The following is a 9,141-nucleotide window of genomic DNA, read 5'->3' as shown; positions in this document are numbered from 1 at the left end:
CAACGCCGACATCGCGCTGCCCGGCATGCCCCACGACCTGAAAGGGCAGGGCATTTATGTCTACGTGACGCTCAATGGGGGCGAGGTGCCGGACGAAGCGCTGCGCATCGAACTGCGTAACTGGGTGCGCAAGGAAATTGGCCCGATTGCCTCGCCGGACCTGATTCATTGGGCCCCGGGCCTGGCCAAGACCCGTTCGGGCAAGATCATGCGGCACATCCTGCGCAAGATTGCCACCGGCGCGTACGATGCACTCGGTGACATTTCCACCCTGGCCGCCCCAGTCTTCGTCGCGCATCGGATTGAAACCCACAAGACCATGAACGCCGGCTGACCCAGCGGTCAGAAATGCCCCGTCCGGTGAAAAGCCGGGTGGGGAGTTTTTTGCGTGAGCGACTTGGAATCAGCGTCCATCGGATCAGGCAGCGAGCACCTGCGAAGCTGCTGGAGGTCACAGCAGTGGCGAGACGCTGTGCCAAGTGGATCGTCTTCGCGTTCTTGGTCACCTGCGACCGCTCCTGCACCCACTGCGATGCAGCCAGAACCGGGATATATATCGATTTGTTACCGACGATCCGTCGTTGTCACCCTACGCACCGAGGTGGGGCGTTTCGCCCCGGATTGGCGGTCAATCATGACGCTAAACTCGCTACTCGACAGGCTGGACTTGCCGGATTAGAAGGCTTTGCCAATAATGGGCGCGTTATTTGCTTCGTTGATAGGTTTGCCGATACTGGCTCTTGCATAAAAAATGCGGGCTGTCAATCGGGCTGGTCGGCTTTCTCGATGCTTCTGTAACTAGTTGTCGCATTGAAGAAATATCGACTTTCAGCCTACCGCTAAAATGCCGATCACTCGCCGCAGGCCTGTCCAGCTCCGAACGCTGACGGCACCTCGCGTCGCAATTCACATGTTCCTTCTGCACATTGAGCGTTTCGCTCTCTGCCATTTGCCGCGTTATACCGATGGAGTTCCAACGAATGAAAAAGCTCATGCTGCTGGGTGCGCTGGCGCTGTCCGTATTGGTACAGCCGGTGTTCGCCGAAGAAAAGCCCCTGAAGATCGGCATCGAAGCGGCGTACCCTCCATTCGCCTCGAAAGCGCCTGACGGCAGCATCGTCGGCTTCGACTACGACATTGGCAACGCCCTGTGTGAAGAGATGAAAGTCAAATGCGTATGGGTCGAGCAAGAGTTCGACGGCCTGATCCCGGCACTCAAGGTGCGCAAGATCGACGCCATCCTGTCCTCGATGTCCATCACCGAAGACCGCAAGAAGTCGGTCGACTTTACCAGCAAGTACTACAACACTCCGGCCCGCCTGGTCATGAAACAGGGCACTGTCGTCAGCGACAGCCTGGCCGAGATCAAGGGCAAGAACATTGGTGTGCAGCGTGGTTCGATCCACGAGCGTTTCGCCAAGGAAGTCCTCGCACCATTGGGGGCTGAAATCAAGCCATACAGCTCACAGAACGAAATCTACCTGGACATCGGCGCCGGTCGGCTCGATGGCACCGTGGCGGACGCAACCCTGTTGCAGGACGGCTTTCTCAATACAGACTCGGGCAAGGGCTACGCTTTTGTCGGCCCGGCCTTCACCGACCCCAACTACTTCGGAGACGGCGTAGGCATCGCGGTACGCAAAGGCGACAAGGCTGATCTGGACAAGCTTAATGCCGCCATCGCCGCCCTTCGGGCGAACGGGAAGTACAAGGCTATCCAGGACAAATATTTCAATTTCGACATTTACGGCCAATAAGTCCAAGCCTGCAGCAATGGCGCAATCGGCGGGGTCCGCATCCTCCATTGCGCCATTTTTCTATCCCGCGCTCGAGGGCCAAACAACATGTTGAAAGGCTACGGAGCCGTCATCCTCGACGGTGCATGGCTGACCTTGCAGCTCGCCCTGTGCTCCATGGCAATGGCAATCGTGCTCGGTCTGATCGGCGTGTCGCTGCGCCTGTCGCCGGTGCGCTGGCTGGCCTGGCTGGGCGATCTGTATTCCACGGTGATTCGCGGCATCCCTGATCTGGTGTTGATCCTGCTGATTTTCTACGGCGGTCAGGACCTGCTCAATCGCGTCGCACCTTTGCTCGGTTATGACGATTACATCGACCTGAACCCGCTGATGGCCGGTATCGGCACGCTGGGTTTCATTTTCGGCGCCTACCTTTCCGAAACCTTCCGCGGCGCGTTCATGGCCATTCCCAAGGGGCAGGCCGAGGCGGGTATGGCTTACGGCATGAGCAGTTCACGCGTGTTCTTTCGCATCCTGGTGCCGCAGATGATTCGTCTGGCGATTCCCGGGTTTACCAACAACTGGCTGGTACTGACCAAAGCCACCGCACTGATTTCCGTGGTCGGTCTGCAGGACATGATGTTCAAGGCCAAGCAGGCAGCGGATGCCACCCGCCAGCCCTTCACTTTCTTCCTTGCAGTCGCGGGCATGTATCTGGTGATCACCAGTGTCTCGCTGCTGATACTGCGTCAAATCGAGAAACGTTATTCAGCGGGCGTAAGGGTGGCAGACCTATGATCTTTGATTACAACGTCGTCTGGGAAAACCTGCCGCTGTACTTCGGCGGCCTGTTGATTACCCTCAAATTGCTCGCGCTGTCGCTGTTCTTCGGCCTCCTCGCCGCGTTGCCATTGGGCTTGATGCGGGTCTCGAAAATCGCTTGGGTCAACCTGTTGGCCTGGAGCTACACCTACGTGATTCGAGGCACGCCAATGCTGGTGCAGCTGTTCCTGATCTATTACGGTCTGGCCCAGTTCGAAGCAGTGCGCGAAAGCTTTTTCTGGCCTTGGCTGTCCAGCGCAACGTTTTGCGCCTGCCTGGCATTCGCCATCAATACCAGTGCCTACACCGCGGAAATCATTGCCGGCAGCCTTAAATCCACGCCGCCGGGCGAGATCGAAGCGGCGCGGGCAATGGGCATGTCCAAGGCCAAGATGTATCGGCGCATCCTGCTGCCATCGGCCTTGCGCCGGGCACTGCCTCAGTACAGCAACGAAGTGATCATGATGCTGCAGACCACCAGCCTTGCGTCCATCGTCACGCTGATCGACATCACCGGCGCCGCGCGCACGGTCAACGCGCAGTTCTACCTGCCGTTCGAGGCGTACATCACCGCCGGCGTGTTCTACCTGTGCCTGACATTCATTCTGGTGAAACTGTTCAAGCTGGCCGAGCGCCGCTGGCTCGGTTATCTGGCGCCGAGGAAGCACTGATATGCAACGCACCGATCACAGCCTGCCGTGGGGCAACCTCGGCACGCAGCGCACCTTGAGTGTGTTCAGCTTCGGACAGGGCGGGCGCAAGACCTACATTCAGGCCAGTCTGCATGCCGACGAGCTCCCGGGTATGCGCACCGCCTGGGAGCTGAAGAAGCGTCTGACAGAGCTGGAAGAACAGGGCCTGCTCAATGGCGTGATCGAATTGGTGCCTGTGGCTAACCCGATCGGATTGGGGCAGCTGCTGCAGGGCAATCATCAGGGCCGTTTCGAATATGGCAGCGGCAAGAATTTTAACCGCGACTTCACCGAACTCAGTGAGCCGGTGGCCGACAGGCTTGCTGGCAAGCTCGGCGACGACCCCCATGCCAACGTCAAGCTGATCCGTCAGGCCATGGCCGACGTGCTCGATCAGTTACCCGCCGCCGGCAGCGAATTGGCGGGCATGCAGCGTGTGTTGCTGAGCCATGCCTGCAGCGCCGATATCGTTCTGGATCTGCATTGCGACACCGATGCTTCCCTGCATATGTACGCCTTGCCCCAGCATTGGCCGCAGTGGCGATCGCTGTCGACCCGCTTGGGTGTCAGCGTCGGGCTGCTGGCTGAGGATTCGGGGGGCAGCTCGTTCGATGAAGCCTGTTCGCTTCCCTGGTTACGGCTGGCGAAGCAATTTCCCGATGCGCAGATTCCACTGGCTTGCATGTCCACCACGTTGGAGCTGGGTGGACAGTCCAACACTGGGGAAGACGAGGCCCGAGCGTATGCAGAAGGCATCCTGGCGTTTCTGGCCGAGCATGGCCTGATCGGTGGCGAATGGCCGCAGCCAGCATTCGAGGCCTGTGAAGGGATGCCCTTCGAAGGTACCGAGATGCTCTACGCGCCGCATCCTGGCGTGCTGACCTTCCTGCGTCCGGTCGGAGCCTGGGTCGAGCCGGGCGAGCCTGTGTTCGAGGTGGTCGACCCGTTATCCGATCGGGCTACTACGGTATATGCCGGAACCGCCGGCGTGCTGTTCGCCATCGAAAAATTACGTTACGCCCAGCCGGGTTTCTGGATGGCCAAGGTAGCGGGGCGTATCCCGTTGCGCAGCGGCCGCCTGCTCAGTGACTGATTACTTGTGAGAATTGACATCATGAACAAACTGGAAGTCCAGGACCTGCACAAGTGCTATGGCAGTCACGAAGTGCTCAAGGGTGTTTCGCTGACGGCCAAGGCGGGCGATGTGATCAGCATCATCGGCTCCAGCGGCTCGGGCAAGAGTACCTTCCTGCGCTGCATCAACCTGCTGGAGCAGCCGAAATCCGGGCGCATCCTGCTCAATAATGAAGAGCTCAAACTGGTGGCCAACAAGGACGGCGGGCTGAAAGCGGCCGATCCCAAGCAACTGCAACGCATGCGTTCGCGACTGTCGATGGTGTTTCAGCATTTCAACCTGTGGTCACACATGACCGCGTTGGAAAACATCATTGAAGCGCCGATTCACGTGCTGGGGGTGCCGAAGAAAGAGGCGCTGGAAAAGGCCGAACATTATCTGAACAAGGTCGGCGTTGCCCATCGCAAGGATGCCTTCCCGGGGCACATGTCAGGCGGCGAGCAACAGCGCGTGGCAATCGCCCGTGCGTTGGCGATGGAGCCGGAAGTCATGCTGTTCGACGAACCGACGTCGGCCCTCGACCCCGAACTGGTCGGCGATGTATTGAAAGTCATGCAGGCGCTGGCTCAGGAAGGCCGCACCATGGTGGTCGTGACTCACGAAATGGGCTTTGCCCGTGAAGTCTCGAACCAACTGATCTTCCTTCACAAGGGGCTTGTCGAAGAGAGTGGCGATCCTCGCGAGGTGCTGGGCAATCCGAAGTCGGAGCGTCTGCAACAATTCCTGTCAGGCAGCTTGAAGTAACCATTGGCGCCGCCTTGTACGGTGCGTTTTATGTGAGAACAGTTCATGCTGCGCGTTATTTCGACCTGCCATGAACTGAGCGCGACAGATTTCGCACGCCCAGGCGTGTGACCCATAACAGCGATTGCTTCGGATTGCACGCCATGACTGCCCATCGAATCGGATTTCTTATCTGGCCCGGCACCAAAGCCTTGACCCTGGCGCTGGCCGAGGAAGCCTTGCGTGTTGCTCAGCGCGTTCATCCCGACGTGACGTACGAGCTGACATTCATGCAGGCCGAACCTTCGGTGGAAGGTACCGCCTGGAAGCTGCCGGGCGAGCCGTGGGGAGGCCGTCTCGAAGGTTGTCAAAAAGTGTTCCTGGTGGCCGACGAACCACCTGCGCCAGTGGCGTCCGCGCTGGCTGGGGCGCTTAAGCAACTGGTGCGCGCAGGCTGTGTGATCGGTGGTCTGTCGGCGGGGGTCTATCCGCTGGCCCAGCTGGGTTTGCTGGATGGCTACCGCGCGGCGGTGCACTGGCGCTGGCAGGATGATTTTGCCGAACGCTTCCCCAAGGTCATCGCCACCAGTCATTTGTTCGACTGGGATCGTGATCGTTTGACGGCCTGTGGCGGCATGTCGGTGCTGGACCTGCTGTTGGCGGTGCTGGCGCGCGATCACGGCGCGGAGCTGGCGGGCGCGGTGTCTGAAGAGCTGGTGGTGGAGCGCATTCGTGAAGGGGGCGAGCGCCAGCGCATCCCGTTGCAGAATCGCCTGGGCTCCAGTCATCCAAAGCTGACTCAGGCTGTATTACTGATGGAGGCCAACATCGAAGAGCCTCTGACCACCGACGAAATTGCACAGCATGTCTGTGTGTCCCGCCGCCAGCTGGAGCGGATTTTCAAGCAATACCTCAATCGTGTGCCCAGCCAGTATTACCTGGAGCTGCGCCTGAACAAGGCCCGGCAGATGCTGATGCAGACCAGCAAATCGATCATCCAGATCGGCCTCTCCTGTGGCTTCTCCTCAGGCCCGCATTTCTCCAGTGCCTACCGTAATTTCTTCGGCGCAACCCCCCGCGAAGACCGCAACCAGCGTCGCAGCAGCAGCCCGTTCGAATTGTCGTCGGTGCCTGCAGAGCGCGGCTGATCCGTCACTCTTTGCGCTGCTGATGCTGATGGTCGCCGCGCTTTGCAGCGTGACGCTTGACCGGATGCTTGGCGTTCATTGGCACTGGGCGCAGAGCGTCCTTGCTGCATTCCTGCGCAGAACCTGAGAATGATCAGTTACCCCGCCGGTTGATCTTTGCCATTCCTGCTTTTGCGCTTCAGTAAATCAAATCGACAGTGCGCTGCTACAACCGTGTGCCAACGTTTAAACTGCGCCTTTGCGACCCTATTTGTCGCATTGCCGAAAACCCCGGAAAAACCCGGTTTGGCGCTATAAGAAGTTGTCGCTTGGCGGCAAGGCCGCACCCAAATCAGTCCTTACAATCCTTTCATCGCTCGCCAGTCCCAGGCGAGCGTTCCTCTTCAGGAGACTCCGATGTCCGTTGAGCAAGTTCCGGTGCAACGTGCCGATTTCGACCAGGTGATGGTCCCCAACTACGCCCCCGCAGCGTTCATCCCCGTGCGCGGCCAGGGTTCCCGCGTGTGGGATCAGTCGGGGCGCGAGCTGGTCGATTTCTCCGGCGGCATCGCGGTCAACGTACTGGGCCACGCACACCCGGCGCTGGTCGGCGCGCTGACGGAACAAGCCAACAAGCTGTGGCATGTCTCTAACGTGTTCACCAACGAACCGGCGCTGCGTCTGGCCAAAAAGCTGGTCGACGCCACCTTCGCTGAACGCGTGTTCTTTTGTAACTCCGGCGCCGAGGCCAACGAAGCGGCCTTCAAGCTGGCCCGTCGCGTCGCCCATGATCTCTACGGCACCGAGAAGTACGAAATCGTTGCGGCACTGAACAGCTTCCATGGCCGTACGCTATTTACCGTCAGCGTTGGCGGGCAGCCGAAATACTCTGACGGCTTTGGCCCGAAAATCACCGGCATCACCCATGTCCCGTATAACGACCTGGAAGCGCTGAAAGCCGCAGTGAGCGACAAGACCTGCGCTGTCGTCCTGGAGCCGATCCAGGGCGAAGGCGGCGTGCTGCCAGCCGAGGTGGCATACCTGCAAGGTGCTCGCAAACTCTGTGATGAGCACAATGCACTGCTGGTGTTCGACGAAGTGCAGAGCGGCATGGGCCGCAGCGGCCATCTGTTCGCTTACATGCACTATGGCGTGACTCCAGACATTCTTTCCAGCGCCAAGAGCATCGGCGGTGGCTTCCCGATGGCCGCCATGCTGACCACTGAAAAACTGGCCAAGCACCTGTCGGTCGGCGTTCATGGCACCACCTATGGTGGCAACCCGCTGGCCTGTGCGGTAGGCGAGGCGGTCATTGACGTCGTCAACACGCCCGAAGTGCTTGCAGGCGTAAATGCCAAACACGAGCTTTTCAAGGCTCGCCTAGAGCAAATCGGCCAGCAATATGGCGTGTTCAGCCAAGTGCGTGGCATGGGGCTACTGATCGGCTGCGTTCTGACCGACACCTGGAAGGGCAAGGCCAAGGAGTTCTTCAACGCCGCCGAACACGAAGGCGTGATGATTCTGCAGGCCGGCCCCGACGTGGTGCGTTTCGCGCCGAGTCTGGTGATCGACGAGGCCGATATCAACGAAGGGCTGGATCGCTTTGAACGTGCGATTGCGAAGCTGACCAAGGCCTGAAAGTCCCATTTGCGTGTTTGATGTCTGCGCAGCGACTTGCTTCGTAGCAGCACGGCTGCCCGGCGGTGACATTGTTGATATCGCTGCCGCAGGCGAGCCGTACCGCTACGAGGTCACCATGATGTGACGTATTTATTTTTCCTGTGCCGGACTACCGGCCTGTTTTTTCTCAAGGAGTGGCACCATGCTGGTGATGCGCCCCGCGCAAATGGCGGATCTGAGCGAGGTCCAACGACTCGCTGCGGACAGCCCTATTGGTGTCACGTCCCTGCCGGACGACGCTGGACGTCTGGGTGACAAGATCGCCGCTTCCGAAGCGTCGTTCGCCGCCGAGGTCAGTTTCAACGGCGAGGAAACCTATTTTTTTGTGCTGGAAGATACCGATTCCGGCCGTCTTGTCGGTTGCTCAGGGATTGTTGCATCGGCCGGGTATTCCGAGCCGTTCTACAGCTTCCGTAACGAAACCTTCGTACATGCCTCGCGCGAACTTAAGATCCACAACAAGATTCACGTGCTTTCGCAATGTCACGATCTGACCGGCAACAGCCTGCTGACCAGCTTCTACGTGCTGCCCGAATTGGTCGGCACGCTATGGTCTGAACTCAACTCCCGGGCGCGCCTGCTGTTTGTCGCAGCGCACCCCGAGCGTTTCGCCGACTCGGTGGTCACCGAGATCGTCGGCTACAGCGACGAGAACGGCGATTCGCCGTTCTGGGACGCCATCGGCCGCAACTTTTTTGACCTCAATTACGCTGAAGCCGAGCGCATCTGCGGTTTGAAAAGCCGCACGTTCCTCGCCGAACTGATGCCGCATTATCCGATCTACGTTCCGCTATTGCCGGACGAAGCCCAGGAAGCGATGGGTCAGGTTCACCCTCGCGCGCAGATCACCTTCGACATCCTGATGCGTGAAGGCTTTGAAACCGATCATTACATCGACATCTTCGACGGAGGCCCAACCCTGCACGCCCGCGTCTCCGGCATTCGCTCGATTGCCCAGAGCCGCGTGGTGCCCGTCAAAGTCGACACGGTAAACAGCGGCGATGCCGCAAAGGGCGGTCGCCCTTACCTGGTTGCCAACGGGCAATTGCAGGACTACCGCGCCGTGATGCTGGAGCTGGACTGGGTGCCCGGCAAGCCGGTGAGCCTGAGCCTGGCAGCAGCCGAGGCGCTGGGTGTCGGTGAGGGCGCCAGCGTGCGCATCGTCGCGGTTTGACAGTTGAGTCATCGGTGGTCAGCGCTGAGTGACGGCCTGACACCGTGTCGCA

Annotated in this window: 9 protein-coding genes; all 9 read left to right on the top strand. The window is 59.5% G+C overall.

Going from position 1 to position 9,141, the window contains the following annotated elements; genetic code table 11:
- Positions 1 to 334: AMP-binding enzyme (locus tag B3I26_RS27835; RefSeq protein WP_414707685.1), on the top strand; the 334-nt coding region annotated here is incomplete at its 5' end.
- 646 nt (positions 335 to 980) lie between these two features.
- Complete coding sequence (locus B3I26_RS27830) at positions 981 to 1,757, top strand: ABC transporter substrate-binding protein (protein ID WP_296262623.1); 777 nt, start codon at positions 981 to 983, stop codon at positions 1,755 to 1,757.
- Between the two features lie 87 nt (positions 1,758 to 1,844).
- Positions 1,845 to 2,534, top strand: coding sequence for an ABC transporter permease (locus B3I26_RS27825; RefSeq protein WP_296262622.1), 690 nt, complete (start codon positions 1,845 to 1,847; stop codon positions 2,532 to 2,534).
- Positions 2,531 to 3,229: an ABC transporter permease gene (locus B3I26_RS27820; RefSeq protein WP_296262621.1), complete on the top strand. Its 699-nt coding sequence runs from the start codon at positions 2,531 to 2,533 to the stop codon at positions 3,227 to 3,229. Before B3I26_RS27825 ends, B3I26_RS27820 begins: the two co-directional genes overlap by 4 nt.
- 1 nt (position 3,230) lies before the next feature.
- Positions 3,231 to 4,343: a succinylglutamate desuccinylase/aspartoacylase family protein gene (locus B3I26_RS27815; RefSeq protein ID WP_296262620.1), complete on the top strand. Its 1,113-nt coding sequence runs from the start codon at positions 3,231 to 3,233 to the stop codon at positions 4,341 to 4,343.
- Between the two features lie 21 nt (positions 4,344 to 4,364).
- On the top strand, positions 4,365 to 5,129 hold the full coding sequence (locus tag B3I26_RS27810) for an ABC transporter ATP-binding protein (protein ID WP_296262619.1): 765 nt from the start codon (positions 4,365 to 4,367) through the stop codon (positions 5,127 to 5,129).
- A gap of 143 nt (positions 5,130 to 5,272) precedes the next feature.
- On the top strand, positions 5,273 to 6,256 hold the full coding sequence (gene argR / locus B3I26_RS27805; protein ID WP_296262618.1) for a transcriptional regulator ArgR: 984 nt from the start codon (positions 5,273 to 5,275) through the stop codon (positions 6,254 to 6,256).
- A gap of 396 nt (positions 6,257 to 6,652) precedes the next feature.
- Positions 6,653 to 7,873, top strand: a complete 1,221-nt coding sequence (locus tag B3I26_RS27800) for an aspartate aminotransferase family protein (protein ID WP_296262617.1) — start codon at positions 6,653 to 6,655, stop codon at positions 7,871 to 7,873.
- A gap of 184 nt (positions 7,874 to 8,057) precedes the next feature.
- The gene (aruF, locus tag B3I26_RS27795) at positions 8,058 to 9,089 is read left to right on the top strand and encodes an arginine/ornithine succinyltransferase subunit alpha (RefSeq protein WP_296262616.1); all 1,032 of its coding nucleotides are present in this window, start codon (positions 8,058 to 8,060) and stop codon (positions 9,087 to 9,089) included.
- Positions 9,090 to 9,141: the final 52 nt, after the last annotated feature.

Origin of the sequence: Pseudomonas sp. UBA5706 (assembly GCF_002419965.1) — a bacterium.
In the GTDB taxonomy this organism is placed as follows: domain Bacteria; phylum Pseudomonadota; class Gammaproteobacteria; order Pseudomonadales; family Pseudomonadaceae; genus Aquipseudomonas.
Note: the sequence above shows the minus strand (reverse complement) of the source record. Positions and strands in the feature narration are given on the sequence as shown.

Excerpts from the sequence above, each read along its gene's own strand:
- B3I26_RS27815 (WP_296262620.1), top strand. The coding sequence starts at position 3,231 with ATGCAACGCACCGATCACAGCCTGCCGTGGGGCAACCTCGGCACGCAG.
- B3I26_RS27800 (WP_296262617.1), top strand. The coding sequence starts at position 6,653 with ATGTCCGTTGAGCAAGTTCCGGTGCAACGTGCCGATTTCGACCAGGTG.
- aruF (WP_296262616.1), top strand. The coding sequence starts at position 8,058 with ATGCTGGTGATGCGCCCCGCGCAAATGGCGGATCTGAGCGAGGTCCAA.
- B3I26_RS27825 (WP_296262622.1), top strand. The coding sequence starts at position 1,845 with ATGTTGAAAGGCTACGGAGCCGTCATCCTCGACGGTGCATGGCTGACC.
- B3I26_RS27820 (WP_296262621.1), top strand. The coding sequence starts at position 2,531 with ATGATCTTTGATTACAACGTCGTCTGGGAAAACCTGCCGCTGTACTTC.
- B3I26_RS27830 (WP_296262623.1), top strand. The coding sequence starts at position 981 with ATGAAAAAGCTCATGCTGCTGGGTGCGCTGGCGCTGTCCGTATTGGTA.
- B3I26_RS27810 (WP_296262619.1), top strand. The coding sequence starts at position 4,365 with ATGAACAAACTGGAAGTCCAGGACCTGCACAAGTGCTATGGCAGTCAC.
- argR (WP_296262618.1), top strand. The coding sequence starts at position 5,273 with ATGACTGCCCATCGAATCGGATTTCTTATCTGGCCCGGCACCAAAGCC.